The 25,557-nt window shown below is 72.4% G+C and carries 27 protein-coding genes; 15 read left to right on the top strand and 12 right to left on the bottom strand.

Annotation, left to right across the window (positions count from 1 at the left end; genetic code table 11):
- Nucleotides 1–10 precede the first annotated feature (10 nt).
- From ychF to GA0070558_RS07345, 6 genes are all read left to right on the top strand, one after another.
- The gene (gene ychF, locus GA0070558_RS07375) at nucleotides 11–1,096 is read left to right on the top strand and encodes a redox-regulated ATPase YchF (protein WP_043965744.1); all 1,086 of its coding nucleotides are present in this window, start codon (nucleotides 11–13) and stop codon (nucleotides 1,094–1,096) included.
- 72 nt (nucleotides 1,097–1,168) lie between these two features.
- Nucleotides 1,169–1,408, top strand: a complete 240-nt coding sequence (locus GA0070558_RS07370; RefSeq protein ID WP_077938390.1) for a hypothetical protein — start codon at nucleotides 1,169–1,171, stop codon at nucleotides 1,406–1,408.
- A complete protein-coding gene (locus tag GA0070558_RS07365; RefSeq protein ID WP_077938391.1) occupies nucleotides 1,405–1,800 on the top strand; it encodes a PIN domain-containing protein in 396 nt (131 codons plus the stop codon). Before GA0070558_RS07370 ends, GA0070558_RS07365 begins: the two co-directional genes overlap by 4 nt.
- 150 nt (nucleotides 1,801–1,950) lie before the next feature.
- Nucleotides 1,951–2,478, top strand: a complete 528-nt coding sequence (locus GA0070558_RS07360; RefSeq protein WP_091277208.1) for a dihydrofolate reductase family protein — start codon at nucleotides 1,951–1,953, stop codon at nucleotides 2,476–2,478.
- 53 nt (nucleotides 2,479–2,531) lie between these two features.
- Nucleotides 2,532–3,158, top strand: coding sequence for a histidine phosphatase family protein (locus GA0070558_RS07355; RefSeq protein WP_043965748.1), 627 nt, complete (start codon nucleotides 2,532–2,534; stop codon nucleotides 3,156–3,158).
- A 40-nt stretch (nucleotides 3,159–3,198) separates the two neighbouring features.
- On the top strand, nucleotides 3,199–4,572 hold the full coding sequence (locus tag GA0070558_RS07345; RefSeq protein ID WP_256091799.1) for a glyoxalase superfamily protein: 1,374 nt from the start codon (nucleotides 3,199–3,201) through the stop codon (nucleotides 4,570–4,572).
- Nucleotides 4,573–4,582: 10 nt separating this feature from the next.
- On the opposite strand, the gene GA0070558_RS07340 is transcribed toward GA0070558_RS07345, so the two are convergent.
- Both GA0070558_RS07340 and GA0070558_RS07335 read right to left on the bottom strand, forming a co-directional pair.
- Nucleotides 4,583–5,302 carry a SanA/YdcF family protein gene (locus GA0070558_RS07340; protein WP_091277114.1) on the bottom strand — a complete coding sequence of 240 codons (720 nt, stop codon included), beginning with the start codon at nucleotides 5,300–5,302 and terminating at the stop codon, nucleotides 4,583–4,585.
- Between the two features lie 123 nt (nucleotides 5,303–5,425).
- The gene (locus GA0070558_RS07335; protein WP_091277110.1) at nucleotides 5,426–5,839 is read right to left on the bottom strand and encodes a GntR family transcriptional regulator; all 414 of its coding nucleotides are present in this window, start codon (nucleotides 5,837–5,839) and stop codon (nucleotides 5,426–5,428) included.
- A gap of 147 nt (nucleotides 5,840–5,986) precedes the next feature.
- Between GA0070558_RS07335 and GA0070558_RS07330 the strand changes: the two genes are divergently transcribed.
- Complete coding sequence (locus tag GA0070558_RS07330; RefSeq protein ID WP_091277107.1) at nucleotides 5,987–6,307, top strand: DivIVA domain-containing protein; 321 nt, start codon at nucleotides 5,987–5,989, stop codon at nucleotides 6,305–6,307.
- A complete protein-coding gene (locus GA0070558_RS07325; protein ID WP_091277103.1) occupies nucleotides 6,307–6,564 on the top strand; it encodes a hypothetical protein in 258 nt (85 codons plus the stop codon). Before GA0070558_RS07330 ends, GA0070558_RS07325 begins: the two co-directional genes overlap by 1 nt.
- 140 nt (nucleotides 6,565–6,704) lie before the next feature.
- On the opposite strand, the gene GA0070558_RS07320 is transcribed toward GA0070558_RS07325, so the two are convergent.
- The 3 genes from GA0070558_RS07320 to GA0070558_RS07310 form a co-directional block, all read right to left on the bottom strand.
- On the bottom strand, nucleotides 6,705–6,917 hold the full coding sequence (locus tag GA0070558_RS07320; protein ID WP_141722172.1) for a hypothetical protein: 213 nt from the start codon (nucleotides 6,915–6,917) through the stop codon (nucleotides 6,705–6,707).
- A 124-nt stretch (nucleotides 6,918–7,041) separates the two neighbouring features.
- Complete coding sequence (locus GA0070558_RS07315) at nucleotides 7,042–7,404, bottom strand: PH domain-containing protein (protein WP_043965760.1); 363 nt, start codon at nucleotides 7,402–7,404, stop codon at nucleotides 7,042–7,044.
- A 38-nt stretch (nucleotides 7,405–7,442) separates the two neighbouring features.
- Nucleotides 7,443–7,751, bottom strand: a complete 309-nt coding sequence (locus GA0070558_RS07310) for a 4a-hydroxytetrahydrobiopterin dehydratase (RefSeq protein WP_043965764.1) — start codon at nucleotides 7,749–7,751, stop codon at nucleotides 7,443–7,445.
- 183 nt (nucleotides 7,752–7,934) lie between these two features.
- Here GA0070558_RS07310 and GA0070558_RS07305 point away from each other — a divergent pair, with 183 nt between their 5' ends.
- Nucleotides 7,935–8,387 carry a (deoxy)nucleoside triphosphate pyrophosphohydrolase gene (locus GA0070558_RS07305; protein WP_091277097.1) on the top strand — a complete coding sequence of 151 codons (453 nt, stop codon included), beginning with the start codon at nucleotides 7,935–7,937 and terminating at the stop codon, nucleotides 8,385–8,387.
- Between the two features lie 103 nt (nucleotides 8,388–8,490).
- Here GA0070558_RS07305 and GA0070558_RS07300 read toward each other — a convergent pair whose 3' ends face one another.
- From GA0070558_RS07300 to GA0070558_RS07275, 6 genes are all read right to left on the bottom strand, one after another.
- Nucleotides 8,491–9,555 (bottom strand): succinate dehydrogenase/fumarate reductase iron-sulfur subunit, encoded by a 1,065-nt coding sequence (locus GA0070558_RS07300; RefSeq protein WP_091277095.1) that lies wholly within the window; start codon nucleotides 9,553–9,555, stop codon nucleotides 8,491–8,493.
- On the bottom strand, nucleotides 9,555–11,471 hold the full coding sequence (locus tag GA0070558_RS07295; RefSeq protein WP_091277092.1) for a fumarate reductase/succinate dehydrogenase flavoprotein subunit: 1,917 nt from the start codon (nucleotides 11,469–11,471) through the stop codon (nucleotides 9,555–9,557). The genes GA0070558_RS07300 and GA0070558_RS07295 overlap by 1 nt, the downstream gene beginning before the upstream one ends.
- A 10-nt stretch (nucleotides 11,472–11,481) precedes the next feature.
- Nucleotides 11,482–12,288 carry a succinate dehydrogenase subunit SdhC gene (sdhC, locus tag GA0070558_RS07290; RefSeq protein ID WP_091277089.1) on the bottom strand — a complete coding sequence of 269 codons (807 nt, stop codon included), beginning with the start codon at nucleotides 12,286–12,288 and terminating at the stop codon, nucleotides 11,482–11,484.
- Nucleotides 12,289–12,574: 286 nt separating this feature from the next.
- Nucleotides 12,575–14,074 (bottom strand): metallopeptidase TldD-related protein, encoded by a 1,500-nt coding sequence (locus GA0070558_RS07285; RefSeq protein WP_091277088.1) that lies wholly within the window; start codon nucleotides 14,072–14,074, stop codon nucleotides 12,575–12,577.
- A 76-nt stretch (nucleotides 14,075–14,150) separates the two neighbouring features.
- Nucleotides 14,151–15,587, bottom strand: coding sequence for a TldD/PmbA family protein (locus GA0070558_RS07280; RefSeq protein WP_074472625.1), 1,437 nt, complete (start codon nucleotides 15,585–15,587; stop codon nucleotides 14,151–14,153).
- A 110-nt stretch (nucleotides 15,588–15,697) separates the two neighbouring features.
- A complete protein-coding gene (locus GA0070558_RS07275) occupies nucleotides 15,698–16,246 on the bottom strand; it encodes a Uma2 family endonuclease (protein ID WP_091277206.1) in 549 nt (182 codons plus the stop codon).
- 225 nt (nucleotides 16,247–16,471) lie between these two features.
- Between GA0070558_RS07275 and GA0070558_RS07270 the strand changes: the two genes are divergently transcribed.
- The 6 genes from GA0070558_RS07270 (at nucleotide 16,472) to GA0070558_RS07245 (ending at nucleotide 23,305) form a co-directional block, all read left to right on the top strand.
- On the top strand, nucleotides 16,472–17,527 hold the full coding sequence (locus tag GA0070558_RS07270) for an ABC transporter ATP-binding protein (protein ID WP_091277204.1): 1,056 nt from the start codon (nucleotides 16,472–16,474) through the stop codon (nucleotides 17,525–17,527).
- Nucleotides 17,524–18,591 carry an ABC transporter ATP-binding protein gene (locus GA0070558_RS07265; RefSeq protein ID WP_091277085.1) on the top strand — a complete coding sequence of 356 codons (1,068 nt, stop codon included), beginning with the start codon at nucleotides 17,524–17,526 and terminating at the stop codon, nucleotides 18,589–18,591. Before GA0070558_RS07270 ends, GA0070558_RS07265 begins: the two co-directional genes overlap by 4 nt.
- Complete coding sequence (locus tag GA0070558_RS07260) at nucleotides 18,588–19,589, top strand: ABC transporter permease (RefSeq protein ID WP_091277082.1); 1,002 nt, start codon at nucleotides 18,588–18,590, stop codon at nucleotides 19,587–19,589. Before GA0070558_RS07265 ends, GA0070558_RS07260 begins: the two co-directional genes overlap by 4 nt.
- A gap of 12 nt (nucleotides 19,590–19,601) precedes the next feature.
- Nucleotides 19,602–20,588: an ABC transporter permease gene (locus GA0070558_RS07255; protein ID WP_091277080.1), complete on the top strand. Its 987-nt coding sequence runs from the start codon at nucleotides 19,602–19,604 to the stop codon at nucleotides 20,586–20,588.
- Between the two features lie 37 nt (nucleotides 20,589–20,625).
- Complete coding sequence (locus tag GA0070558_RS07250; protein ID WP_091277077.1) at nucleotides 20,626–22,368, top strand: ABC transporter substrate-binding protein; 1,743 nt, start codon at nucleotides 20,626–20,628, stop codon at nucleotides 22,366–22,368.
- A gap of 169 nt (nucleotides 22,369–22,537) precedes the next feature.
- Nucleotides 22,538–23,305, top strand: a complete 768-nt coding sequence (locus GA0070558_RS07245; RefSeq protein WP_141722171.1) for a hypothetical protein — start codon at nucleotides 22,538–22,540, stop codon at nucleotides 23,303–23,305.
- A 60-nt stretch (nucleotides 23,306–23,365) separates the two neighbouring features.
- On the opposite strand, the gene GA0070558_RS07240 is transcribed toward GA0070558_RS07245, so the two are convergent.
- The gene (locus GA0070558_RS07240) at nucleotides 23,366–25,510 is read right to left on the bottom strand and encodes a S9 family peptidase (protein ID WP_091277071.1); all 2,145 of its coding nucleotides are present in this window, start codon (nucleotides 25,508–25,510) and stop codon (nucleotides 23,366–23,368) included.
- Nucleotides 25,511–25,557 lie beyond the last annotated feature (47 nt).

Here is a 25,557-nt window from a genome sequence, read left to right as displayed (position 1 = left end):
CTGGCCGGCCGTGAGCCTCACCATCGGGATCGTCGGCCTGCCCAACGTCGGCAAGAGCACCCTGTTCAACGCGCTGACCAAGAACGACGTGCTCGCGGCGAACTACCCGTTCGCCACGATCGAGCCCAACGTCGGCGTCGTCGGGCTGCCGGACGAGCGGCTGACCAAGCTGGCCGAGATCTTCTCCTCGCAGAAGGTCCTGCCCGCGCCGGTGTCGTTCGTCGACATCGCCGGCCTGGTCCGGGGCGCGTCGAAGGGGCAGGGCCGGGGCAACGCGTTCCTGGCGAACATCCGGGACGCGTCGGCGATCTGCCAGGTGGTGCGGGCCTTCTCCGACCCCAACGTGGTGCACGTCGACGGCAAGGTCTCCCCGGCCGACGACATCGAGACGATCAACACCGAGCTGATCCTGGCCGACCTCCAGACCCTGGAGAAGGCGCTGCCCCGGCTGGAGAAGGAGGCCAAGCTCCGCAAGGACCGGGCCGCCGCCGTGACCGCCGCGAAGCAGGCCGTCGAGGTCCTCGACGGCGGCACCACCCTGTACGCTGGCGCCGCCGCCGCGAAGATCGACCTGGAGCACCTGCGCGAGCTGCACCTGCTCACCACCAAGCCGTTCCTCTACGTCTTCAACGTCGACGAGGCCGAGCTGGCCAACGCCGAGTTCCTCGACGAGCTGCGCGCCCTGGTCGCGCCGGCCGAGGCGGTCTTCATGGACGCCAAGATCGAGTCCGAGCTGGTGGACCTGCCCGAGGAGGAGGCCCGCGAGCTGCTGGAGTCCATCGGGCAGTCCGAGCCGGGGCTCGACCAGCTCGTCCGGGTCGGCTTCCGCACGCTCGGGCTCCAGACGTACCTCACGGCCGGGCCCAAGGAGGCGCGGGCCTGGACGGTCCCGGTCGGCGCGACCGCCCCAGAGGCCGCGGGGGTCATCCACTCCGACTTCCAGCGCGGCTTCATCAAGGCCGAGGTGGTCTCCTACGACGACCTGGTCGCGGCCGGCTCGATGGCGGCGGCGAAGGCGGCGGGCAAGGTCCGCATCGAGGGCAAGGAGTACGTCATGCAGGACGGCGACGTCGTGGAGTTCCGCTTCAACGTCTGAGGCCGGTCAGGTCATGCGAGCGGCTCGGATCGGTTCCGCTCAGCCGTGGTAACACCGTGGTATGGTCGGTGAATGGCGAGGACGAAGAAGGTCACCATCACGCTGCCGGCAGAGCTGCTGGAGAGCATGAAGACCCACACCGACAACGTCTCCGGCTACCTCACCGAGCTGGCCGAGCGGGCCGAGCGGCGCCGACTTCTCCGGGAGGAGTTGGACCGTTACCAAGGCGAGCTCGGGGCGTTCACTGACGAGGAGATGGCCGAGGCTCGGGCGCTGTTGCACGGGACCGAGGAGATCGGGCGTGCGGCGTGAGCCTTGAGTCGCTGGTGCTCGACTCGCAGGGCTTCTCAAGGTGGATCGACCAGGATCGAAAGGTAATGCGTCTGTTCGAGCAGGCGGAGCGTGATGGGGTCGACCTCGCCATGTCGGCGGCCACGATCATCGAGGTCTCCCACTCCGGTCTGGACATCGCGCGGCTGAACTGGTTGCTGTCCCGAATCCGAGTGGAGGCGGTGACGAAGGAGAGTGCCCGTCGCAGTGCCGGGCTGCTGAAGGCGGCAGGGCTACATGGGCACAAGTACGCCATCGACGCCATGGTCGCCGAGGTGGCGCTACGGCTACCCGCACCGGTGGCGGTCCTGACCTCCGATGTCGACGACATGGTCAAGCTGTGCGGGCGGCGGGTGCGGACCATAGCGCTGTAGGTGGGGTTCTCCGACGGTCGCGACGGTGCGTCAAGCTGTTGATCGGCGACGCAACCCGGTGAAGTGCCGCTTCAACGTCTGAGGCCGCCCGCCGACGGGTTCGCCGGCCGGCGACGGTCCACCCGGCCGACCACCGACGAACGGAGCACCATGGCCAAGCTGCTGTACTCGGCGACGGCGTCGCTCGACGGCTACATCGCCGGCCCCGGCGGCGACATGTCCTGGCTGACCGAGCACCTGACCGGCGAGAACCCGACGGCGGAGCGCCTGCTGGCCCAGGTCGGCGCGATCCTCGCGGGAAACGGCACCTTCGGCGGCGGCGACCCCAACCGGGGCACCGACAAGGAGGGCGCGTTCGGCGGGCAGTACCACGGTCCGGTGTTCGTCCTCACCCACCGGCCGCCGGCCGAGCCGCACCCGGGGATCACGTTCGTCGGCGACCTGCCCGGCGCCGTCGCGCAGGCCAGGGAGGCCGCCGGCGACAGGTACGTCAACGTCCTCGGCGCGGACGTCGCCCGGCAGTGCGTCCGGGCCGGACTGCTCGACGAGGTCCTGATCTTCTTCGCTCCGGTGCTGCTCGGCGCCGGGGTGCGCATCTTCGACGACCCGGGCGGGCCTGCCGTTCGACTGACGCCGATCCCCGGCGAGACGGCCCACTGGTACCGCGTCACGTACTGAACGTTGCCGCTGCTTGATCGACAGGGTGCCCCGACGCAGGACATGATGTCCTGATGCGAACTCGGCTCCTCTTCGTCCGGCACGGCGAGTCGGTGCACAAGGTCGAGGATGTCGTGGGCGGCCCCGGTGGCTGCCGGGGACTGACCGACTCTGGACACCAGCAGGCGCGCCGGCTGGCCGACCGACTGCGCGACGAACTCGCCGTCGCCGGTCCGGTGGCGGTCTACTCGTCGGTGCTGCGCCGGACGGTGGAGACCGCGTGGCCCATCGCCGAGGCGCTGGGCGTCAGCCCGGTGCCCGACTGCGGGCTCTGCGCCTGGCACACCCCGCCGTACGCCGACGGGCTGCCCACCGCCCAGTTCCAGACCGAACACGCCGTGGAGGGCGGCGGGGTGTTCCGGCCGTTCGAGGAGGGCAACGAGAGCTGGGCCGAGCTGGTCGTCCGCGTCAGCCGCGCGATCATGGACATCGCGCACCGGCACTGGGGTGGCACGGCCGTGCTGGTCGGGCACACCGAGACGGTCGAGGCGTCCTTCCACGCGCTCGCCGCGCAGCCGCTGTTCCGGGCGTTCGACATGGAGGTGGCGCCGGCCTCGATCACCGAGTGGACCACCGACGGCGATCCCACCGGCTGGCCGCCGCCCCGCTGGACCCTGCGGCGCTTCAGCGACGTCTCCTGAGCCCCCGTCGGCTGTCGGTCTCTGCGTGCACACTGTGCGGATGACGGAACGACTGGCACCCGTGCTGCGGGTCGCGGACGCGGAGGCCACCGCCGGCTGGTATGCCCGGCTCGGCTTCCGCAGGCAGTGGGAGCACCGGTTCGCGCCGGAGCTGCCGAGATACGTGAGCATCGCGCGGGGCGGCATCGAGGTGCACCTGTCGGAGCACGCGGGGGACGCCCGGCCGGGCACCTCGCTCTACCTGTACGTCGACGACGTCGACGCGGTCGCGGCGGCCTGCGGCGGCCTGCGGCGGCGTCGAGGTCGCGGAGCGGGACTGGGGCCGCGAGTTCCAGCTAACCGACCCCGACGGCAACCGCATCCGGGTCGGCACCGTCCCCGCCTGATCCGGCCCGCATTCCTGGACGGTTGTCGTCACCAGCCGACTGTCACCAGCCGACGCCAACCGTCCAAGGTCGGGAAACGCCGGGGTGCCGGGGCGGGGCAGCGCGGGCCGGGCCGGCGTGATGGGGTGTCGCGTGTGGAGTTGAGCGTCGACGTCGCCGGCACGCGGTTGCCGGCCACGCTGAGCCTGCCGACCGGCCCGGTGCGGGGCGGGCTGGTCGTGCTGCACGCGGCCGAGGCGGGGCACCGGTCGCACTTCTGCTACGAACACCTGGCCCAGCTGCTGCCCGGCGCCGGGGTCGCGGTGCTGCGCTTCGACCGCCGGCCCCGCGTCGACGGCCACGACGTGCCCCTGGCCGACCAGGCCGCCGACGCGATCGCGGCGGTCGACGTGCTGCGCCGCCACGTCGGCGACGTGCCGGTCGGGCTGTGGGGGCTGAGCCAGGGCGCCTGGGCCGCCCCGCTGGCCGCCGGGCTCCGGCCCGACCGGGTCGCCTTCCTCGTGCTCGTCTCCGGCAGCGGGGTCAGCCCCGCCGTCCAAATGCGCTACGGCACCGCCGAGCAGCTGCGCCGCAACGGGTACGGCGACGACGACCTGGCCGAGCTGGGACGGGTGCGGGCCGCGACGGAGGCGTACCTGCGGGGCGACCTCGATCGCGCGAGGGCGCAGGCGGCCGTGGACGCTGTCGCCGCCCGCCCCTGGTTTCCGCTGGTCTACCTGCCGCGCGCGCTGCCCGACCAGCCGGGCACCTGGCGCGACATGGACTTCGACCCGGTCCCGGTGTTCGCCCGGGTGGGCTGCCCCGTGCTGCTGTTCTACGGCGTGACCGACGCGTGGATCCCCATCGACGACAGCGTCGCCGCCTGGCGGCGCGCCACCGCCGGGGCGGCCGATCCGCCCACCGTCTGCCGGCTGGACGGCTGCGACCACTACCCGACCCTCGGCGAGGGCACGAGCCTCGACAGCATCAGCCCGCAGTACACGGCCGCCCTGCTGAGCTGGCTGGACGCCCGGCTGCCCGCCGGCTAGCGAGTCCGGCTCAGGCGCTGCGCAGGGCGTCGTCGACGCCGGTCTCGCGGCGGCCGAGGTGCGCGGGGTCGCGGCCGGAGAGCAGGTCGACGGCGGCCTTCACGCAGGCCCCGTACTCCCGGGTGGAGCTGATCTGCCACGTCCTGGCGTACGCGCGGGCGGTCTCGTCGCCCACCCCGCTGGCGTCGACGCCGAGCCGCCGGCACACCGCCACGGCGCGGGGCAGGTGGAAGGACTGCGTCACCACCGTGGCCCGCTCCACCCCGAAGATCCGCTTCGCGCGGGCGCACGAGTCGTACGTGTCGAAGCCCGCGTAGTCCAGCACGATCTTCTCGGCCGGCACCCCGTTGTCGAGCAGCCAGCGCCGCATCGCGGTCGGCTCGTCGTAGTCGGCGTTCATGTTGTCGCCGGAGACCAGGACGGCGCGGACCTTCCCGGCGACGAACAGCCGCCGGGCGATCTCCAGCCGGGCGGTGAGGAACGGCGACGGCGTCCCGTCCGGGTGCACCTTCGTGCCGAGCACCAGCGCGACGGGGGCCTCCGGGACGTCCGCCTCGGCGAAGACGTGCCCCTGCGCGCCGTCGCGGATCCACGTCACGCTGGCCACGGTGCCGCCCGTCAGCAGTGCCGCCCCGACGACGCCCGCGACGGCGGCGCGGCGCAGCCAGCGCCGACGCGTGCCGCCGGCCGTTCGCAGCCTGCCGATCATGGTGGACAGTCGACGCCGCATACCGCCGAGTATTCCTGATCAACTCAGCTTTGATCGACTCCATGTCGCCGACATGGCGGTATCAACCGGCCCCCGACCGGACCATGTCCCCGACATGGTGTGGATCAAGCGCCTTCGGGACCCTCAGGCCGGCGGGTAGAACAGCTCCACTTCGTCGCTGGGCAGGACCTGTACGCCGCCCTCAAGGCCGTGCAGCTCGAAGACCGGCACACCCTCGTCGAGATGCATGGCCCGGCGCTCGTTCGCGGTCGGCATGCGCGCCCGGATGGTGGTGCCCTCCGGCAACTCCACCACCCGCTTCTGCAGAGGCTCCCTAACGATGGTGCCCCGGCCGCGGTTGGTGGTGACCAACCCCTCCGAGCGCAGGATCGAGATCGCCATCCGGACGGCGTCCCGCCCGATGCCGTGCTCCTGCATCAGCTGCGTCTCGCTGCCGACGGCTGCGCCCGCTGGGAGATCGCCAGCCTCGATCCGCTCGCGCAGCAGGTCGGCGAGCTGCACGTAGACGGGCGTGTGGGAGCGCGGATCGATGGTCATGTCATCAGCGTGGTGGCCTCGTGGGCGGGACTCCTCTTGGCTATATGCCAACAAGCCCTTGTGGCCATAAGGCCGCATGGCTATGGTTTCAGTTGCTCTCCCAGTTGGGACGGAAACCCCGGAGTGGTCAGGCGAAGGAGTGGGGCGATGGTGGGTGGGTTCTTCAGGTGGGGCGGTGGTGCCGGGTGGGCGTCGCGGAGGTTCGGGGCCGCGCCCGGCCCGCGCCTCTCGGCGTACGTGTCGATGCAGCCCTGGCCGGTGCGCACGCAGCGGTTCCGGGCGGCCCGGTTCGGGCGACGCGGCCTGGACCCGGGGGAGGTGCGGGCCTTCCTGGACCGGCTGGCCACCGAGCTGACCGCCCAGCACGAGGCGCTGCGGGCGGCCCGGCTGGAGGCGGCGCGGCTCGGCGGCGAGGTGCGCCGCCTGCGGGCCGAGCGCGCCCGCCGACCCAACGCGGGCCGACGCTGATGGCGGCCCGGGGGCGGTACGTGATCCACCTGCCTGTGCTCGCCGTCGACCTGGCCGGAGCGGTGCGTCTCGCCCGGGTGGTGGCCCGCTGGGCGGGCGTGCTTTCCTGCGCCGACCCGGGGGAGACCACGGTGTCGGCGGAGGACGAGCAGGGCGTACGGCATCGGGTCTTCTGCGACCTGCGGCTGCCCGGCGGCCGGCGCTGCCTGCTCCGCGCCGACCACGACGGCCCCTGCGCCCGCCGCCCCACCCGCTGATGTCGCCACCCCCGCAGATCATGGAAGATTTCGGCCCCTCCAGGGGCCCTTTCCTTCCAAGATCCGCGCCTGGCGGCCCGCGGGCGCCGGAGGCGGGCGGGGGACGGTGCGGGGGCGGAGGGGCAGGCGGGGTGCGGGGGTCAGGGGGAGCCCTGCGACTGGCCGTTGCGCCACACGTCGCCCTGGCGGCCGTGCCGCTCGGCGGCGTAGCGCTGCTGGGTGCCGGCCGCCTCGCGGGCCGCCGCCGAGTCCTCCGGCGACGACTGCCGCCGCCGGTCGCGCCAGGCGACCACCAGGAACGCGCCCACGATCAGCGCCAGGGTCGACCCGAGGACAATCACCAGCGTCGTCATGTCCTCACGGTAGGCCACCGGGTCGAGCCCGGGGCAGGGGTCGGGCAGATCCTGGTGAGTTCCGGCCCCTCGGGGGCCGTTTCGTACCAAGATCGCCGCGCCCCGCTCCGCGCCTCGGGCCCGGTCAGGAGATGTAGTGCAGGATCACGTTGTGCACGTGGTGGCTCTTCTGCGCGCCCCGGAACTCGACCTCGTACGTGTGCGTGCCGACGTGGATGGCGATCGAGCCGGTGGAGAAGAACTCCCCGCCCCAGGACTTGTTGCTCACCACGCTCACGCTGGTGATCTTCGAGTAGGGGATGCTGGTGATCGCGTACCGCTTGCCGACGAAGGAGCGGTCCTGGATGATCACCCGCCGGTCGGTGAGGCCGATGAACCCGGTGCCGGTGCCGACGGCGTCGTAGACGGCGATGATCTGCTCACCCGTGAGCAGGCCGCTCTGGATCTGCTGGAACTGCTCCTTGCGGTCGTATGTCGCATTCGCCATGACCCCACGGTAGGTGGGCCCGCCAAAAAGGCGACCGCTCAGGAGCCGGTGACGGTGCGGTACGCGTCCTCGATGCGGGCGGCCAGCAGGACCTCGCCCTCGCTCAGCGGCGCGCCGTCGCCGTGCCCGACCCGGATCTGCGTCCGGTCGTCGCGGCGGCTGATCTCGGGGCGCAGGTGCAGGGCGTCGGCGACCACCTTGACCCGTTCGGTCAGCGCGGCGTGCTGGGTGTCGTCGATCACCAGCGTGCGCCGGATCTGCTCGCCCTCGCGGGTCCACCCGGTCAGCAGGGTGAGTGCGTCGCTCAGGTAGTCGTGCTTCGCCCGGCTCCTGAACAGCACCCGCATCACCGCACCTCCCAGGCGTCGTTGCCGGCTTGTGGCCAAATCGTCGCCGTCCCGTGTCTAAGTCGGTAACCCCAGTCTGTCGTCCGACCGAGGGTGTGTCCACGCCCACACTTCCCACTTCTACTGGCCTAGCGGACGGCCACGGTACCCAAACCGCCGATTGATCTGGCACGCTGGGAGCCCGTGCGGACCGAACGGGCTAACGAAAGCGGACAGACCGAGCGACGGGATCCGAAGGTGGTCGTCGGCGCGGCGATCATCGCGGACGGGCGGGTGCTCGCCTGCGCCCGGTCGGCCCCGCCCGAGGTGGCCGGCATGTGGGAGTTCCCCGGCGGCAAGGTCGAGCCGGGCGAGAGCGAGACCGCCGCGCTGGTCCGCGAGTGCGCCGAGGAACTGGCCGTACGCGTGGAGGTCGGCGACCGGGTCGGCCGCAACGTGCGGATGGCCCACGGCCGTTCGGTGCTGAAGGTGTACGCGGCCCGCCTGCTGCACGGCGACCGGCCGAAGGCCCTGGAGCACTCGGCGCTGCGCTGGCTCTCCGCGGCCGAGCTGGACACCGTGACCTGGCTGCCCGCCGACGCCCCCATCGTCGCCGCCCTGCGCCCCCTGCTCGCCGCCGCCCGAGCCGCCGACTGAGCCGCCGCCCGAGCCGCCGACTGGACCGCAGGCGCAGCAGCCCGCGGAAACGCCGACGGGGGCCGGCGGCCTGTGCCGCCAACCCCCGCCGTCGCTGTCGTCGTCAGTGCTTGTCCTGCTCCGGGTGGGCGAAGTTGAGGTGCTCCGGGGGCAGCGGGAACTGCACGTCGTCGCCGAACGGCGACGGCGCGGCGGCCCGGTCGAAGGTGAGCTCCGTCAGCGGCAGCTTGCCGTTGTCGTCCACGGCCGGGGCCGTCGGCTTCGGCACCTCGCGGTGCCAGTTGACGCCGGCCTGGGCCTGCGCCTCGGCGGCCGGGTCGTGGGAGCCACCCGCGTGCGAGTGGACCCCGCCGGCGGCGGCGTGGGAGTGCACGGCGCCGCTGTGCGAGCCGCTGGTCACGCTGGTCTGAGGCACCTGACCCCTCCGGAAGATCTTGCTACCGAGCCATACCAGGGGATCGTACCTGCGGTCGACCACGCGTTCCTTCATGGGGATGATCGCGTTGTCAGTGATCTTGATGTGCTCGGGGCAGACCTCGGTGCAGCACTTGGTGATGTTGCAGAAGCCGAGGCCCTGCTCCGCCTGCGCGTACTCCTTGCGGTCGGTCTTCGCGTCGAGCGGGTGCATGTCCAGCTCGGCGGCCCGGATGAAGAACCGGGGACCCGAGAACGCCTGCTTGTTCTCCTCGTGGTCGCGGACCACGTGGCAGACGTTCTGGCACAGGAAGCACTCGATGCACTTGCGGAACTCCTGCGAGCGCTCGACGTCGACCTGCTGCATCCGGTACTCGCCCGGGGCCACCCCGGCCGGCGGCGCGAACGCCGGGGTCTCCCGCGCCTTCTCGTAGTTGAACGAGACGTCGGTGACCAGGTCCCGGATGATCGGGAACGTGCGCAGCGGCGTGACCGTGACGGTCTCGGCCTCCTCGAACGTCGACATCCGGGTCATGCAGCCCAGCTTGGGCATCCCGTTGATCTCCATCGAGCAGGAGCCGCACTTGCCGGCCTTGCAGTTCCACCGGCAGGCCAGGTCCGGCGCGTCGGTGGCCTGGAGCCGGTGGATGACGTCGAGGACCACCTCGCCCTCGTTGACCTCGACCTGGTAGTCCTGCAGGTCGCCGCCGCTCTCGTCGCCCCGCCAGATCCTGAAGTGACGCTTGGTTCCCATTACTTGCCCGCCTCCTCAGCGAGGGCGTCGAAGTCCGCGAGCTCCTCGTCGGTCAGGTACTTGGCCAGTTCGGCCCGGTCGAACAGGCCGACCAGCTCGGCGCGCATCTTCGGCAGCGGCTTGTGGGTCAGCCGCACCGTGTCGCCGTCTAGGGCGCAGACCAGGTTGACCCGGCGCCACTTCGGGTCCATCGCCGGGAAGTCCTCCCGGGTGTGGCCGCCGCGCGACTCCTGCCGCTCCAGCGCCGCCTTCGCGGTGCACTCCGACACCACCAGCATGTTGCGCAGGTCCAGCGCGAGGTGCCAGCCCGGGTTGTAGCGCCGCCCACCGGCCGCGCTGACCTTCGCCACCCGCTCGCGCAGCTCGGCCAGCCTGCTGAGCGCGTCCTCAAGCTCGCCGTGACGGCGGATGATTCCTACTAAATCTCCCATGACCGCTTGCAGGTCCTGCTGGAGGTGGTACGGGTTCTCCCCGGTGTCGCGCTGCAACGGCGCGAGCGCCGTCTCCACGGCGGCCTCGACCGCGCCGATCGACACCTTCGGGCGCGAGGTCAACTGATCGGCGTACGACGCCGCGTGGCCGCCCGCCCGCTTGCCGAAGACCAGCAGGTCCGACAGCGAGTTGCCGCCGAGCCGGTTGGAGCCGTGCATGCCGCCCGACACCTCACCGGCGGCGAACAGACCGCGCACCGTGCCATACGCCGCGCCCGAGTCCGGGTCCACCTCGACGCCGCCCATCACGTAGTGACAGGTCGGCCCGACCTCCATCGGCTCCTTGGTGATGTCGACGTCGGCCAGTTCCTTGAACTGGTGGTACATCGACGGCAGGCGACGGCGGATCTCCTCGGCCGGCAGCCGGGACGCGATGTCGAGGTAGACGCCGCCGGCCGGCGTGCCCCGACCGGCCTTGACCTCGCTGTTGATCGCGCGGGCCACCTCGTCGCGGGGCAGCAGCTCCGGCGGACGCCGGTTGTTGTCCGGGTCCTTGTACCAGCGGTCCGCCTCGGCCTCGTTGTCCGCGTACTGCTTGCGGAACACGTCCGGGACGTAGTCGAACATGAACCGCTTGCCGTCGGAGTTCTTCAGGATGCCGCCGTCGCCGCGCACCGACTCGGTGACCAGGATGCCCTTCACCGAGGGCGGCCACACCATGCCGGTCGGGTGGAACTGGAGGAACTCCATGTTGATCAGCGTCGCCCCGGCGCGCAGGGCCAGCGCGTGCCCGTCGCCCGTGTACTCCCAGGAGTTCGACGTGACCTTGTACGACCGGCCGACGCCACCGGTGGCCAGCACCACGGCCGGGGCCTCGAACAGGATGAACTCGCCGGACTCCCGGTAGTAGCCGAACGCCCCGGCGACCTTCTCGCCGTCGAGCAGCAGCTCGGTGATCGTCGTCTCGGCGAACACCTTGATCCGGGCGTCGTACGAGCCGAACTCGGCCTTGTCCTCCTGCTGGAGGGAGACGATCTTCTGCTGGAGGGTGCGGATCAGCTCCAGGCCCGTCCGGTCGCCGACGTGCGCCAGCCGGGGGTACTCGTGGCCACCGAAGTTGCGCTGCGAGATCTTCCCGTCCTTGGTGCGGTCGAACAGCGCACCGTACGTCTCCAGCTCCCAGATGCGCTGCGGCGACTCCTTCGCGTGCAGCTCGGCCATCCGGAAGTTGTTGAGGAACTTGCCGCCGCGCATGGTGTCGCGGAAGTGCACCTGCCAGTTGTCCCGGCTGTTCACGTTGCCCATGGCGGCGGCCGCGCCGCCCTCGGCCATCACGGTGTGCGCCTTGCCGAACAGCGACTTCGAGATGATCGCCGTCTTCTTGCCCGCGAGCCGGGCCTCGATCGCCGCGCGCAGGCCGGCGCCGCCGGCCCCGATCACGACGACGTCGTAGTGGTGTCGTTCGATGCGATTCGTGGTCGTCATGTCAGGCCCTCTAGTTGATGAACCGCAGGTCGTTGAACCAGCCGGCCGCGACCGCCATGACGTAGAAGTCGGTCAGCGCCAGGGTGCCGAGGGTGATCCAGGCGAGCTGCATGTGCCGGACGTTCAGCCAGGACACGCCGGTCCAGGCCTTGTATCGCACCGGGTGCTTGGAGAAGTGCTTGAGCCGCCCGCCGATGATGTGCCGGCAGGAGTGGCAGGAGATCGTGTACGCCCACAGCATGACCACGTTGACCAGCAGGACGATGTTGCCCAGCCCGAAGCCGAAGCCCTCCGGCGAGTGGAAGGCCAGCACCGCGTCCCAGGTGTTGATCAGCGAGATGATCGCGGCGGCGTAGAAGAAGTAACGGTGCAGGTTCTGGCCCAGCAGCGGGAACCGGGTCTCGCCCGAGTAGCTGTCGTGCTTGTCCGGCACGGCGCAGGCCGGCGGCGACAGCCAGAACGACCGGTAGTACGCCTTGCGGTAGTAGTAGCAGGTGAGCCGGAACAGCAGCAGGAACGGCAGCGTCAGCGCCGCGTCCGGGATGATCCACCAACCGGGCAGGAAGCGGCCGAAGTGGGCGGCCCCCTCGACGCACCGCTCGGTGACGCAGGGGGAGTAGAACGGGGTCAGGTAGTGGTATTCGTCGACCCAGTAGAAGTCGTGCATGAAGACCCGGACCGTCGCGTACGCCACCCAGGCGCTGAGCCCGATGACGGTGATCAGCGGAGCGAACCACCACCGGTCCGTCCGCAACGTCTTCGCCGCTATGGCGGCGCGCGCTCGCGCTCCCCGCGGCCTCGTTGCCGTTGAAGTCATTCGGTCGTCTCCCTGACGGGGCCCTCACGGGCGGCAGTTGTTCCGGTCGGCACGCGGACCGGCGACCCCGTACCCGCTGCCACCTCACCGCGCACACCAACGACCACACCGGCCGTACCGGCGCAGCTAGTTGACACACGTTACGCCGATCTCCGTGGGCCGTCCGCGCAAGGGAGTGTCCCGTGTGTCCGGCCTGCGGAAAAGTCTCCGCAACACGATCGATGTCGGATGTTAAGAACCTCACTCCCCGGCCGCCGCCAGAACCGGCGAGGATCATCCGCCCGGGTCAGCCGGATGCGCCCCCGGTGAAGTTCCAGGCCGCCAGCCGCAGCGCCGGCGCGTCCCACCAGACGCCGTCGACGCGGTCCGGCTGCCGGACCGCCCGGCGGCCGATCCCGAGCACGGCCCCCGGCCCCAGCGCCCGGGGGTAGGACTCGGTGAACCGGAAATTCTGCACCGCCCGCACCGGCACCCCGCCCTCCACGAGCCAGACCCCGTTGCGGGTCAACCCCGTGATCACCAGGCTCTTCGTGTCCAGCACCCGGGTGTACCACAGGTCGCTGACCAGCAGGCCGCGTGCCATCCCGGCGACCAGGTCGGCCGTGGAGTCGTCGACCAGCGGCCCCGCCGGTGCCGGCGACCCGTGCCGAGCCCCGTCGCCGTGCCCTGCCCCGTCGCCGTGCCCTGCCCCGGCGGCGTGCTGAGGCCTGTAGCCGCCCGCCGGCGCGTGCGCCGGAGCACCGGCGTCGCCCGCCGGGGCGGGGCCCGACAGCCGCAGGTTGACCGGCATCGGGCCGAAGGTGGCCGCGTCCAGCGACGCGTGCCCGGTGGAGCCCACCCCGGCCGCCGCGCCGCTGCGCCGGTCGTGCGCCACCGCGACGGTGGTGCCGGCGTCGACAAGCGTCAGGGCCCGCCGGCCCGTGCCCTCCACGTCGAACGGCAGCCCCGACCCGGCGAGCGGGTCGTCGACCAGCGTGACCGCCGGGTCGAACTGGGCCACGCCCGGCTCGGCGAAGGACTGCCGCTCGGCGTGCCGCTTGCCGTTGAAGCCCCACAGGGCGAAGTTGTGCAGCAGGTCGGCGACGGCGGCCGGCTCCAGCACCACCTCGTAGCGGCCCGGAGGCAGCTCGACCGGGTCCACGGCCGCCCGTGCCTTCGCGGCGGCCCGGGCCCCCAGCGCCGCCCCGTCGAGGTCGGCCAGCCGGTCGACGTGCAGCCGGGCCACCCCGTCCGCGCCGCCGGTGCGGGCGATGCCGTCCATCGCGGCCTCGGCGGCGACGCCCTGCGCCGAGTGCCCGGTGGAGTTGGCGAACGCCGCCGCCCGGTAGCCGGTGCGGCAGTAGCCGGCGGCCTCCAGCCCACCCACGGCGTCGACGAACGCGCGCACCCGCTCGGCCCGTTCGCCCGGCTCGGCGAAGGCCGTGGCCTCGTCCCAGGCCGGGGCGGCGGGCACCGGCGAGCGCGGGGTCAGCCCCGGCCAGGCCGGATCCGGCGGGCAGAGGCGGGCCGCCGCGAGGGCCCGCTCGACCAGGGCGGCCAGCCCGTCCGGGGTGACCACGCTGCCGCCGCCGGCCGCCGTGCGCCCCTCGGCGTGCACGCGCAGCCGCACGGAGACGCCCGACTCGGCGACGTTCTGGTGCACGAAGGAGTTGGCGAACCGGGTCAGCGCCAGGTCGGCGCGGGTGACCACCACCTCCGCCTCGGCCCGCGGCCCGGCCAGCCGGCGGACCAGGTCGACCACCTGGTCGGCGAGCCCCAGCACCTCACCCGAAGCGTCCAGCCTCATGCGACCACCTCGCTGCGCTCGGCGGCCGCATGAGACCTCACCGCACCGAGCCTGATGATTCGCTCGCTCCGCTCGCTCATGCGCGCACCCCCACTCGGACGTTGCGGAACCGGGCCGGTGCGGCCGGGTGACCCGTGTGGCCGACCTGGCCGGGCTGGCCCTTGCCGCAGTTGGGCGTGCCCCAGGCGACGGTCTCGGCGGAGAGCATGTCCATCGAGCGCCAGAACAGCGGGCCGATGCCCGTGTAGGTCGGGTTGCGCAGCATCCGCCCCCGCCGGCCCCGCTTCACCTCCCAGCCGATCTCGCAGCCGAACTGGAAGTTGAGCCGCTTGTCGTCGATCGACCAGGAGCGGTTGATGTCCATCAGCACCCCGTCGTCGGTGGCGGCGACGATCTCGTCGAGGGTGTGCGGGCCGGGCTCCAGCCCGACGTTCGTCATCCGCACCATCGGCAGCCGGGCCCAGCCGTCGGCGCGTACGCTGCCGCCGTAGTCCAGGCCGGCGACGGCGGCCGAGTCGCGGCCGGCGAGCACCCCCACCCACCGGCCCTCGCGCACCGCGTCCCGCCGCACCGCCGGGGAGCCCTCGTCGTCGAAGCCGAAGCTGCCCAGCGCGCCGGGGATGGTCGGGTCGATGGTGACGTTCATCAGCTCGGAGCCGTAGCGCAGCGAGCCGAGCTGCGCCAGGTCCAGCCAGGAGGTGCCGGCGAACGCGGCCTCCCAGCCGAGGATGCGGTCCAGCTCGATGGCGTGCCCGACGGACTCGTGGATCTGCAACGCGAGCTGCTCGCCGCCGAGGATCAGGTCGGTCTCGCCCGCCGGGCACTCGGGCGCGGTGAGCAGCGCGCGGCTCTCCTCGGCGACCCGGGCGGCGTGTGCGGCCAGGTCGAGCCTGGTGACCAGCTCCCAGCCGGTCGTGCCGTACTGGCCGCGGTAGCTCGGATAGGACCGGCGCTGGGTCTCGCCGTCGCCGATCGAGGTGGCCGAGATGCCCCCGCCGCACTCGCGGATGCGCTGGTCGATGCGGTGCCCCTCGCTGGAGACGAACCACTTCGTGGTGTCCCACACCTGGTAGAGGCCCTCGGCCAGGTCGGCGCCGTGCTCCCGCATGGTCGCGGTCGCGCCGACCAGCAGGTCGCCCTTGTCGGACAGGGCCACCCCGAGCGGGTCGACCTCGCACGCCGAGGACCAGCTCGCGACGACCGGCTCGGCCGGCACCAGGTCGACCGGCGGGCCGGGGACCCGGGCGCTCGCGGCGGCGATCAGCGCGGCCCGCCGGCCGGCGTCGCGGGCGGCGGCGTCCGACAGCTCCGGTACGGCGTGGAAGCCCCAGCCCGACCCGACCAGCGCCCGGACGCCCAGCCCGAGGCTCTCGTCCTGGGTCAGCTCCTCGACGTCGCCGTTGCGGGCCGACATCGACTCGTAACGGCGGTGCATCACCCGGGCGTCGGCGTACCGCGCGCCCGCGTCCAGGGCGGCCTGCACGGCGGCGGACGCCGCATCGAATCCGGTCATGACGACGCCCCGCTGCGCTGCGCGCCGCCCGGGGACACCGGGCCAGATGGATGGTTCGCTCGCTGGCGCTCGCTCATGCGCCCGACCCTAGGGGACGGGGCCGACATCCGTCAGGGGACGAGATCCTCGGGTCGGATCTTCGCCCGGACGGGCTCGACCAACTCCAGCACCTCGCCCCGCTTGGCGGCCGAGTGCTCCACGTAGTGGGCGTGCCGACGCCGGTGCAGGCGCAGCGCGCCGGTCTCCTGCTCGACCAGCAGATACCAGTCGATGCGGGCTGCGGCGTAGTAGTGCATCTTCAGCACCTTGTCGGTGGACGCGTTGCCCGGCGAGATGATCTCGCAGACCAGCCGGACGTCGTCCGCCGTCACGAAGGGATCGTCGAGGTCGACCGGGTCCGTGACGACGAGGTCGGGGACGGGGACCCGCCCGGACCGGAGCCGGACGTTCACCGCCTCCAGCAGCTCCAGCCCGACCACCTCGGCGGCCGGTTCGAGGATGTTGCCCAGCTTGCGGGAGATCCGTTGGTGCCGTGGGGTGGGGGCCGAGGTCAGGTGGAGGCTCCCGTCGAAGAGTTCGACCCGTTGCGACGTCCCGCCGAGGGCGAGCTGCTCCTCCTCGGTCCACGGTCCGTCGTGGTCGAACACCGCCGCGGTCATGGCCACCCCCACCTCGATCGATCGGGCCCGGATCCTCTCCCGGCCGTCCCCACCGCGGTCGCACCCGACGTGCGATCGGTGCCGCTTCGGCGGGCCGCGCGGCACGGGGTGTCGGCACAGTTGCCGAGTCGTTACGCTGGGCACCGCTGACAGTCCACCGCTTGTAGCTTATTTTCAGCCTCAGTGATCTGTTGTAGTTTCTCTTCGTCACTGGGGGAGGTGGTCGTGGGCGAGCCAGCACCGGCGTCCGACCCGTACCTGCGGGTCGACGACCTGCGGGTGCGCTTCGACACCGCCGACGGCACCGTCCGCGCGGTCGACGGGGTCTCCTTCGCCGTCGAGCGGGGCCGCACCCTCGCCGTCGTCGGCGAGTCCGGCTCCGGCAAGAGCGTCACCTCGCTGGCGATCCTCGGCCTGCACGACCCGAGGCGCACCACCGTCACCGGCGGGATCTCCGTCGGCGGCCGGCAGCTCGTCGGCCTGCCCGAGGAGGACGTCCGCCGGCTGCGCGGCCGGGACGTCGCGATGATCTTCCAGGACCCGCTGTCGGCGCTGCACCCCTACTACACGGTGGGCCGGCAGATCGCCGAGGCGTACCGGGTGCACCACCCGCGGGCCGGGCGGCGGGAGGCCCGGCGGCGGGCCGTCGACATGCTCGGCCGGGTCGGCATCCCCCAGCCGGCGAGGCGCTACGACCAGTACCCGCACGAGTTCTCCGGCGGCATGCGGCAGCGGGCGATGATCGCCATGGCCCTGGTCAACGACCCGGCCCTGCTGATCGCCGACGAGCCGACCACCGCCCTCGACGTCACCGTGCAGGCGCAGATCCTCGACCTGCTCGCCGACCTCCAGGCCGAGTTCCGCTCGGCGATCATCCTGATCACCCACGACCTCGGCGTGGTCGGCCAGGTCGCCGACGAGGTGCTGGTCATGTACGCCGGCCGGGCCGTCGAGCACGGCAGCGCCGAGCAGGTGCTGCGCCGGCCCCGGCACCCGTACACCTGGGGTCTGCTCTCCAGCGTGCCGTCGCTGCACGGCGACGCCGACGCGGACCTGGTGCCCATCCCCGGCAACCCGCCCAGCCTGATCGACCTGCCGCCCGGCTGCGCCTTCCACCCCCGCTGCCGGTACGCCGACCGCACCGGCGGCCGCTCGCACGCCGAGGTCCCGGCGCTGGCCCCGGCCGGCGAGCCCGGCCACCTGGCGGCCTGCCACCTGCCGGCCGACGAGCGCGCCCGGCTGCACGCCGAGGGCGTCGGGCGGACGGGGGCGGCCCGATGAGCGAGCCACTGCTGCGGGTCAGCGGGCTGACCAAGCACTTCCCGGTGCGCACCGGGTTCCGCGCCACCGGCCTGGTGCGGGCCGTCGACGGCCTCGACTTCGCGGTGCGCCCCGCCGAGACGCTGGGCCTGGTCGGGGAGTCCGGCTGCGGCAAGAGCACCACCGGCCGGCTGCTGGTGCGGCTGCTGGAGCCGACCGCCGGGCGCATCGAGTTCGCCGGCCGCGACATCACCCACGCCGGGCGGCGGGAGCTGCGCCCGCTGCGCCAGGACCTCCAGATCATCTTCCAGGACCCGTACGCGTCGCTGAACCCCCGGCACACCGTGGGCCGGATCGTGGCCATGCCGCTGCGGGTCAACGGGATCGACCCGCCCGGCGGGGTGCGCCGCCGGGTGCAGGAGCTGCTGGAGCTGGTCGGGCTCAACCCCGAGCACTACAACCGCTACCCGCACGAGTTCTCCGGCGGGCAGCGCCAGCGCGTCGGCATCGCCCGGGCCCTCGCGCTGCGGCCGAAGCTGATCGTCGCCGACGAGCCCGTCTCCGCCCTCGACGTGTCGATCCAGGCGCAGGTCGTCAACCTGCTGCGCGACCTGCAACGCGACCTCGGCCTGGCGTTCGTGTTCATCGCCCACGACCTCGCGGTGGTGCGGCACTTCTGCCAGCGGGTCGCCGTCATGTACCTGGGGCGGATCGTGGAGATCGGCGACCGGGCGGACATCTACGAGCGGCCCCGGCACCCGTACACCCGTGCCCTGCTGTCGGCGATCCCGGACGCGACGCGGCTCAGCCCCGGCGGGCGGATCCGGCTCACCGGCGACGTGCCGACACCGCTGGACCCGCCGTCGGGCTGCCGGTTCCGCACCCGCTGCCCGAAGGCCCGCGACATCTGCGCCACCGAGGAGCCGGCGCTGGTGCCCCGCGACGGCAGCGGGCAGTCGGTCGCCTGCCACTTCCCGGAGCCGGACGGGGCCGGCGACTTGCCTGGGCACGACGGGGCCGGCGACTTCCCGGAGCCGGACGGGCGCGACGCGGCCGGCACGAGCGGTGCGGAGGTGACGGCGTGAGCCTGTCCCCGGTCGAGGGCGTGGCCCTCGCGGAGATCGAGTCCACCGGCGACGGCCCCGGGGGCTCCCGCGTCGTCGGCCGCTCGCCCGGCCAGCTCGCCTGGGCCCGGCTGCGCCGGGACCGCACGGCGCTGGTCAGCGCCGCCATGCTGGTCTTCTTCCTGCTCGTCGCGCTGGTCGTGCCGCTGATCGAGGCGCTGTACGGCATCGGCCCCCGCGAGCAGTTCCAGAGCCGGCTCGACGGCTTCGGCATGCCGCTGGGCTACGCCGGCGGCGTCACCGGGGAACACTGGTTCGGGCTGGAGCCGGGCCTGGGGCGGGACATCTTCATCCGGATGGTGCACGGGCTGCGCACGTCGCTGTTCATCGCGATCGCCGCCGCCGTGATCACCGCCGCGATCGGCGTCGTGCTCGGCACCCTCGCCGGCTACCTCGGCGGCTGGCTCGACGCGGTGGTCAACTGGGTCACCGACCTGACCCTGGCCATGCCGTTCCTGATCATCGCGCTGGCGCTGACCCCGACGATCGCGCTGCGCTTGTACGGCCAGCGCGAGGAGGTGCCGCCCACGTTCCAGATCGGCGTGCTGATCGCCATCTTCGCCCTGTTCGGCTGGACCAGCACCGCCCGGCTGGTGCGCGGGCAGGTCATCGCGCTGCGCGAGCGGGAGTTCGTGGAGGCCGCCCGGGCCAGCGGGGCCGGGCTGGGGCACATGCTGTTCCGCCAGCTCCTGCCGAACCTCTGGGCACCGATCCTGGTGTCGTTCTCGCTGGCCGTGCCGTCGTACATCACCAGCGAGGCGGCGCTGTCGTTCATCGGGGTCGGGCTCACCGACGCCACGCCGAGCTTCGGCCGGATGATCTACCGCAGCCTCGACTACCTCCAGACCGACCCCGCGTACGTCTTCTTCCCCGGCGTCACGATCTTCGCGCTGGTCTTCGCCTTCAACCTCTTCGGGGACGCGCTGCGCGACGCGCTCGACCCGAAGTCGTCCCGGTAGGAGGGCTGCACGATGGCGCGGTTCCTGGTCAAGCGGCTGCTCTCGGCGACGCTCACCCTGTTCGCGGTGAGCGTGCTCAGCTTCCTGATGTTCTTCGCCCTGCCGCGCGACCCGGTCAGCGGCATGTGCCCCAAGAACTGCAACCCGGAGCGCCTGGAGCGGGTCCGCCAGGAGTTGGGCCTGCGCGACCCGCTGGTCACCCAGTACGCCGGCTACATGAAGGGCATCGTCACCGGGCGGGACCTCGGCAGCGCCCAGGGCGGCCGGTGCGACGCGCCCTGCCTGGGCTGGTCGTACGTCACCAACGAGGCCGTCAGCGACACCATCGCCCGGGTGCTGCCGGTGACCCTGAGCATCGTGATCCCGGCGGCGGTGCTGTGGCTGCTGCTCGGCGTCGGCCTCGGCATGGTCTCGGCGCTGCGCCGGGGCACCTGGCTGGACCGGCTGGCCATCGGCTTCTCGCTGACCGGCGCGTCGTTGCAGCTCTACTTCGTCGGGGCGGTGCTGCTGCTGGTCTTCGTCTACCACCTGCGGCTGCTGCCGGTGCCGAGCTACACGCCGCTGCTCGACAACCCGCTCAAGTGGGCCAGCGGCCTCGTGCTGGCGTGGGTCTCGCTGGCGTTCCTCTTCTCCGCCATCTACGCGCGGCTGTCGCGGGCGCAGATGCTGGAGACGCTGTCGGAGGACTTCGTCCGCACGGCCCGCGCCAAGGGCCTGACCAAACCAAGGGTGTACGGGCGGCACGCGCTGCGCGCGGCCATCACCCCGGTGGTGACCATCGCGGGGCTGGACGTGGGCGGGGCGCTGGGCGGCACCGTCATCACGGAGACCACGTTCGGCATCCAGGGGCTGGGGCGTACGGCCGTCGACGCCGTCCGCGCCGGTGACCTGCCCACCATCATGGCGACCGTGCTCATCGCCGCGGTGTTCGTGGTGCTGGCCAACGTCGTGGTGGACCTGCTCTACGCGGCGATCGACCCTCGGGTGCGGCTGCGCTGATCGTTTCGACCGGATACATCGACAGAGGAGGTAGGAGATGCGACCACGCGCAGCGGCCGGCGTCGGCGGCGCCATCGCACTGGTGGTGGCGTTGGGGGCGTGCTCGGAGAACACGGGCGAGGGCACCACGGTCGACACCGGCCGGCAGCAGACCGGCGTCATCGCCACCGACCCGAAGGACTCGCAGGGCCCGGCGGCCGAGGTGAGCGGGGCGCGCAAGGGCGGCACGTTCACCATCATCCGGGAGACCCCGATCTCCCACCTGGACCCGCAGCGGACGTACTCGTTCGCGGGCCTGATGGCCAACCCGCTCTTCGCCCGCTACCTGACGACCTGGAAGGACGACGGCAAGGGCGGGCTCGTGCTCGTCGGCGACCTGGCCGAGACCCCGGGCACCAACGTCAACAACGACTGCAAGGTCTGGCAGTTCACGATCAAGCAGGGCGTGAAGTTCGAGGACGGCAGCCCGATCACGTCGAAGGAGATCGCGTACGGCATCGCCCGCTCCTTCGACCCGGACCTCGCCGGCGGCCCCACCTACCTCCAGGAGTGGCTGGCCGACACCCCGCAGTTCGACACCAGGTGGGACTTCAAGAAGAACAAGGGCGCGCTGCCGCCCGGCCTGACCACCCCGGACGAGCGGACCCTGCGCTTCGAGTTCGCCAAGCCCCGCTGCGACCTGCCGTTCGCGGTGTCGCTGCCGACCACCGCGCCGCTGCGGCCCGACAAGGACACCGGGGTCAACCTGGACCAGCGGCCGTTCTCGTCCGGGCCGTACAAGATCGCCAACAACCAGGTCGGCGTGCAGCTCACCCTCGACCGCAACCCGAACTGGGACCCGGCCACCGACCCGGTGCGCCACCAGTACCCGGACCAGTTCGTGTGGAGCTTCGGCCCGACCGCCGACGCCGCCAACAACCGGGTGATCGCCGACAACGGCCCCGACCAGAGCGCGCTCGCCTTCAACTCGGTGCCGCCCTCGCTGGTCGCCCGGGTGGCCCAGGACGCGGCGCTGAAGTCGCGCACCATCCTCTCGCCGACGCCGAGCGCCAACCAGCTCGTCATCAACAACCAGCGGGTGACCGACCTGAAGGTCCGCCAGGCGCTGAACTACGCCATCGACCGGGAGGGCCTGGTCAAGGCGCTCGGCGGGCAGACCGTCGCCCAGCCGCTGACCACCCTGATGCCGCCGGCCACGATCGGCTTCCAGGCGTACGAGGCGTACCCGGCCGGGGCGAACGGCGACGTCGACAAGGCCAAGGAACTGCTCGGCGGGCAGACGCCGGAGCTGGTCCTCGGCGTGGCCGACAACACCGACGAGCAGGTGCAGGCGACCCAGCTCAAGGGCAACCTGGAGCGGGCCGGCTTCAAGATCACTGTGCGGAACATCCCGGACGACGCCAAGCTCGACGAGGTCAAGAAGAAGAACAACCCCTGGGACCTGTACATCGGCAACTGGGCGGCGGACTGGCCCAGCGGCGCGTCGATCCTGCCGGTGCTCTACGACGGCCGCACCATCAAGGCCGAGGGCAACAGCAACCAGTCGTACTTCAACGACCCGGCGATCAACGCCGAGTTCGACCGGATCCTCGCCCTGGAGCCCGCCAAGCAGGGCCCGGAGTGGGCCAAGCTCGACCAGCGGATCATGAAGGAGCACGCCCCCGTGGTGCCGCTCTACGTCGACGTGGCGTACAACGTGCACGGCTCCAAGGCCGGCGGGGTCTTCATCTCCAGCGTCTTCGGCTACCCGTCCTTCGTCAACGCACACGTCAAGGGCTAACCCCCACCCCCCGCTGCCCCGCCCGCCCCGCCCCGCCTTGGTGATCAAGAGGTTTGCGTCATCGTCGAGATCAAACTTGACGCTTTCCTCTTGATCGCTGAGGGCGGGGCGGGGCGCGGCTGGTGGGTGGGGTAGGGGATCATGTCGCCTTCGACTCAGAGAAGTCCTGGTGTTCAGCATGATGGTGCGTGGCTCAGTCGCGGTGGTGGCCGTCTGCTTGGCGACCGCGTGCGGTCCTTCGACGGCTCACCCAACGGATCGGTCAGCGGGCGAGACGATCCCCGCCACGGCGCGGGCAACAGGCTCCGCCCCAGCCACGAAGCCCGCCTCCCCGGCCGTGCCGGCGACCGGCGGACCCGGCTACTCCGCGACCCTGTCCGCGCGCCTGCTGACCACGGACTCGCTGCCGCCCGGGTTCACCGTGCAGATCGCGACGGTCATGGCGCGGGATGCAGGGAATGCGGGGGATCGACGCGCAGACAGCGGCTGCTCGGACCACATGATCCCGCTGCTGTCGGCATCGCGGCTGACGGGGACTCCGTCTGCGATGGCAGCAGCCACCCTGGCCTATGACGTGGATCCCGACAACTTCTGGGTGGGAACCGAGATCATCCGGACGTATGCCGACGACGGGGCACGACGGGCGATGACCGACCTGCGCACCTTCGTCGGCCGTTGCCCCACCGTCGCGTCTGGTCCGGGCGGCGGCAGCTACCGCTTCGCACTGGCACCAGGGCCAGGGCTGGGCGATGACAGCCTGCGGGTCAGCAGCAGCTCGACATCCGGTGCCGACACGCTGACCTTCGACAGCATTGTCGTCCGGACCGGCACCGCTCTGATCGTCGTGAAAGAGCAGGGCAACAACCCTGACGACGACAAGCTCCTGGCCCAGGTCGCCGAGGCCGCGCTCCGCAGATACCAGGCGACCGGGTCCTGACCACGGCGTCGTTAACAAGGGGCCCCTGCTATACAGAAAGCGTTAACAAGGTGCCCCTCCTTACCCCAAATGGGTGCGGAGGAAGTCGAGTTCCAGGCGGAGCAGGCGTTCCGACAGGCCGCCGGCCGCCAGGTGGGTGGCCCCGGGTAGCGGCAGCACCGAGTGCGGGCGGCCCGCCGCCAGCAGCGCCGCCGACAGCCGCAGCGTGTGCGCGGCCACCACGTTGTCGTCGACCAGGCCGTGCACCAGCAGCAGCGGCCGGGCCGGCTCGCCGGGCACGGGCGACTCGGCCGCCAGCTCCAGCAGCGAGTGGTGCGCGTACACGTCCATGCCGTCCTCCGGCAGGCCCAGGTAGCGCTCGCTGTACGCCGTGTCGTACAGCGTCCAGTCGGTGACCGGGGCGCCGGCGATCCCGCAGCGGAACAGCTCCGGGTGGCGCAGCACGGCCAGCCCGGCCAGCCAGCCCCCGAACGACCAGCCCCGGATGCCGACCCGCTCCAGGTCCAGGTCGGGATGCTTGTCGGCGAGCGCGGTCAGCGCGTCGACCTGGTCGGTCAGCACCACGTCGGCGAGCCGGCGGTGCACCGCCTTCTCGAACGACGGGGCCACCCCCGGGGTGCCCCGGTTGTCGACCGTCACCACTGCGAAGCCCGAGTCGGCCCACCACTGCCGCTCCAGCCAGGCCGCCCGCGCGGCCACCACCTCCTGGTGCCCCGGCCCGCCGTAGACGTCCAGCAGCACCGGCAGCCGGGTGCCCTTGACGTGCTGGGTGGGGTAGACCACCGCGCTGGGCAGCCGCCGGTCGGTCACCCGCACCATCGTCGGCCGGGGCGCGTACGGCGGGGCGGCGGCCAGCGAGCGGAGCTGGGCGACCTCCCGGTCACCGCGCCACACCGCCCAGGTGGTGCCCGGCTGGTCCAGCGACGCGGTGCCGACCACCAGCGTGTCCCCGCCCACGGCGGCCGTGTGCCAGCCGGGGGTGCCGCTCATCCGGCGGGCGTCCACCCCGCCGCCGATCAGGGTGCGCACCCGGTAGAGGTGCCGCTGGCTGGGCTCGCCCTCGCTCGCCTCCACCAGCAGGTCGGCCGGGCCGTTGCCGGCGGGCAGCCGGCCCACCACCCGGCGCACGTACAGCGACGGCGGGGTGAGCAGGGTGCCGTCGGCGAACAGGCAGCGGGCGTCGTACCCGTCGTGGGCCAGCTCGCCGCCGACCAGCACCCGCCCGTCGGGCAGGTGGGCCGGGGTGCCGGGGATCGGCTCGACCCAGCGCGGGTCGGCCAGCTCGGCGTGCACCTGCGTCTCGCCGGTGCGCGGGTCGACGGCGAGCACCAGGCCGTGCTGCTGCGACCGGCGCAGCACCGTGAGCAGGGGGTTGCCGTCGGCCCAGTCGACCGAGGCGAGGTACGGGTAGGTCTCCCGGTCCCAGTGCACGTCGACCCAGCCGTCGTCGAGGTCGAGCAGGTGGAGACTCACCTCCGCGTTGGGCCCGCCCGCCTGCGGGTACGCCACGGTCGTCGGCGGGCTGGCCGGGTCGGCCGGGTCGTGCAGGTGCCAGCGGGGCAGGCGGGACTCGTCTACGCGGGCGGCCAGCACGCCGCGCCCGTCGGGCGCCCACCAGTAGCCCCGGAACCGGTGGAACTCCTCGGCGGCGACGTGCTCGGGCAGCCCCCAGGTGACCCCGCCGTCCTCGCCGGCCAGCAGGCTGTCGGTGCCGTCGGGGGCCACCACCCGCAGCTCGCCCCGGCGGACCCCGTCGGCGGCGTCGGTGACGTACGCCAGCCGCTCGCCGGTGGGATCGGGGCGCGGGTCGAGCGCCGGGCCGACGGTGGCCACCTCGACCACGTCGCCGTGCACCAGGTCGGCCCGGAACAGCCGCCCGGCCAGCGCGAACACCGCGATCCGGCCGGCCGCGTCCAGCGCGTACGAGCCGATGCCGGCGGCGCTGAGCCGCCGCCGCTCGCGCAGCGCCCGCTCGCCGGGGGTGAGCGCGGCCGGGTCGCCGCCCGCGCCGAGCAGGGCCGTCGGGTCGGCGACCAGCCGTTCCTCGCCGGTGGCCGGGTCGAGCAGCCAGAGCGCGTCGGCGGGATCCTCCGGGCCGGCCGAGCGCAGGAAGATCACCCGGGAGCCGTCGCCGGCCACGGTGACGGCGCGCGGCGCCCCGTGGCCGAACCGGCGGGTACGAGCGGCCAGCTCCGGAAAGTCCACACGTCGGATCGTAGAGCCGCCCCGGGGGTGATGTGGCGGACCTGGCG

Source organism: Micromonospora haikouensis (genome assembly GCF_900091595.1).
In the GTDB taxonomy this organism is placed as follows: Bacteria; Actinomycetota; Actinomycetes; order Mycobacteriales; family Micromonosporaceae; genus Micromonospora; species Micromonospora haikouensis.
This window is presented reverse-complemented; position numbering and strand designations above follow the sequence as displayed.

Bases quoted from the DNA above. Each gene is read 5' to 3' on its own strand.
- GA0070558_RS07300 (WP_091277095.1), bottom strand. From the start codon at position 9,555: ATGGGAACCAAGCGTCACTTCAGGATCTGGCGGGGCGACGAGAGCGGC.
- GA0070558_RS07355 (WP_043965748.1), top strand. From the start codon at position 2,532: ATGCGAACTCGGCTCCTCTTCGTCCGGCACGGCGAGTCGGTGCACAAG.
- GA0070558_RS07285 (WP_091277088.1), bottom strand. From the start codon at position 14,074: ATGAGGCTGGACGCTTCGGGTGAGGTGCTGGGGCTCGCCGACCAGGTG.
- GA0070558_RS07315 (WP_043965760.1), bottom strand. From the start codon at position 7,404: ATGGCGAATGCGACATACGACCGCAAGGAGCAGTTCCAGCAGATCCAG.
- GA0070558_RS07340 (WP_091277114.1), bottom strand. From the start codon at position 5,302: ATGCGGCGTCGACTGTCCACCATGATCGGCAGGCTGCGAACGGCCGGC.
- GA0070558_RS07255 (WP_091277080.1), top strand. From the start codon at position 19,602: ATGGCGCGGTTCCTGGTCAAGCGGCTGCTCTCGGCGACGCTCACCCTG.
- GA0070558_RS07325 (WP_091277103.1), top strand. From the start codon at position 6,307: ATGGCGGCCCGGGGGCGGTACGTGATCCACCTGCCTGTGCTCGCCGTC.
- GA0070558_RS07275 (WP_091277206.1), bottom strand. From the start codon at position 16,246: ATGACCGCGGCGGTGTTCGACCACGACGGACCGTGGACCGAGGAGGAG.
- GA0070558_RS07370 (WP_077938390.1), top strand. From the start codon at position 1,169: ATGGCGAGGACGAAGAAGGTCACCATCACGCTGCCGGCAGAGCTGCTG.
- GA0070558_RS07345 (WP_256091799.1), top strand. From the start codon at position 3,199: ATGACGGAACGACTGGCACCCGTGCTGCGGGTCGCGGACGCGGAGGCC.
- GA0070558_RS07265 (WP_091277085.1), top strand. From the start codon at position 17,524: ATGAGCGAGCCACTGCTGCGGGTCAGCGGGCTGACCAAGCACTTCCCG.
- GA0070558_RS07250 (WP_091277077.1), top strand. From the start codon at position 20,626: ATGCGACCACGCGCAGCGGCCGGCGTCGGCGGCGCCATCGCACTGGTG.
- GA0070558_RS07330 (WP_091277107.1), top strand. From the start codon at position 5,987: ATGGTGGGTGGGTTCTTCAGGTGGGGCGGTGGTGCCGGGTGGGCGTCG.
- GA0070558_RS07360 (WP_091277208.1), top strand. From the start codon at position 1,951: ATGGCCAAGCTGCTGTACTCGGCGACGGCGTCGCTCGACGGCTACATC.
- GA0070558_RS07310 (WP_043965764.1), bottom strand. From the start codon at position 7,751: ATGCGGGTGCTGTTCAGGAGCCGGGCGAAGCACGACTACCTGAGCGAC.
- GA0070558_RS07295 (WP_091277092.1), bottom strand. From the start codon at position 11,471: ATGACGACCACGAATCGCATCGAACGACACCACTACGACGTCGTCGTG.
- GA0070558_RS07335 (WP_091277110.1), bottom strand. From the start codon at position 5,839: ATGACCATCGATCCGCGCTCCCACACGCCCGTCTACGTGCAGCTCGCC.
- GA0070558_RS07280 (WP_074472625.1), bottom strand. From the start codon at position 15,587: ATGACCGGATTCGATGCGGCGTCCGCCGCCGTGCAGGCCGCCCTGGAC.
- GA0070558_RS07320 (WP_141722172.1), bottom strand. From the start codon at position 6,917: ATGACGACGCTGGTGATTGTCCTCGGGTCGACCCTGGCGCTGATCGTG.
- sdhC (WP_091277089.1), bottom strand. From the start codon at position 12,288: ATGACTTCAACGGCAACGAGGCCGCGGGGAGCGCGAGCGCGCGCCGCC.